Annotated in this window: 2 protein-coding genes; both read left to right on the top strand. The window is 74.2% G+C overall.

The features are described 5' to 3' along the window. Positions 1 to 424 (top strand): tol-pal system protein YbgF (ybgF, locus tag Q0112_RS16090; RefSeq protein WP_297976993.1); only part of this gene is annotated, 424 nt, incomplete at its 5' end. Next, positions 421 to 1,206, top strand: a 786-nt coding sequence (gene tilS, locus Q0112_RS16095) for a tRNA lysidine(34) synthetase TilS (RefSeq protein WP_297976994.1), incomplete at its 3' end; no start/stop codon positions are given. The genes ybgF and tilS, both read left to right, overlap by 4 nt.

Raw genomic sequence — 1,206 nt, forward strand, 5'->3', positions numbered from 1 at the left:
GGTTTCCCCGGCCGCGGCCTCGCCCGGCGGCGGCTCGCTCGCCGTGGCCGAGCAGGCGGACTTCGACGCCGCGCTCGCCGCGGCGAATGCCGGCGACAACCAGAAGGCGGCCGATCTCTTCGGCCAGTTCGTGCAGACCTATCCTGACGGGCCGCTGACCGCCGACGCCCAGTTCCGCCGCGGCCAGGCGCTCGAGTCGCTCGGCCAGTACAAGGCGGCAGGGCGCAGCTATCTCGACATCTTCAATGGCGACCCGCAGGGGCCGATGGCGCCGAAGGCGCTCTATCGCCTGGCGATGAGCCTGTCGCAGGACAACAACCGGCCGATGGCCTGCCTGACGCTGGGCCAGATCGACGAGCGCTATCCCTTCTCCGAGGTCTCGGCCGACGTCGCCGCCCAGAAGCAGACGCTCGGCTGCGAGTGATCGCGCTCCCCCCGCTGCCCGATGGCCGCCTCGGCGTCGCTGTCTCCGGCGGCGGTGATTCCGTGGCGCTGCTCCTCCTCCTCCACGCCGCTGGGCGCGACCTCGCCGCGGTGACGGTCGACCACGGCCTGCGCCCGGAGAGCGTCGGCGAAGCGGCCAGCGTCGCCGCCCTCTGCGCCGCGCGCGGCATCCCGCACTCGGTGCTGCGCTGGGAGGACCGCGACCCGCGCGGCAACCTGCAGCAGGCGGCGCGCGAGGCCCGCCGTAGCCTCATCGCCGGCTGGGCGGAGGCGAGCGGCATCGCCGCCGTCGCCCTCGGCCATACCCTCGACGACCAGGCCGAGACGGTGGTGATGCGCCTCGCCCGCGGCTCGGGCGTCGACGGCCTCAGCGCCATGCGCCCGGAGACGCTCGCCCTCGGCATCCTCTGGCTCCGTCCGCTCCTCGGTATCCGCCGCGCCGCGCTGCGCGCCTGGCTGGCCGCCGAGGGCGTCGCCTGGGCCGAGGATCCGACGAACGCGGACGCCCGCTTCGACCGCGTGCGCGCCCGCCTCGCGCTCCCCACCCTCGCCGGCCTCGGCATCGGCCCCGAGCGGCTTGCCGCCACCGCCCGCGCCGTGGCCCGCGCCTGCGCCGCGCTCGAAGCGGCGATCGGGCGCTGGCAGCCCGGCGGCTCACGGAACATCTGGCCAACTACTTTGCGGGAGATCCATCGCGTGCAGGCACTTGAGCACGAGATCAAGGAATTGATGAAGCGCTCGCGCGAACAGGGTATGCAGACC

It is taken from the genome of uncultured Amaricoccus sp. (assembly GCF_937858865.1).
Classification (GTDB): domain Bacteria; phylum Pseudomonadota; class Alphaproteobacteria; order Rhodobacterales; family Rhodobacteraceae; genus Amaricoccus.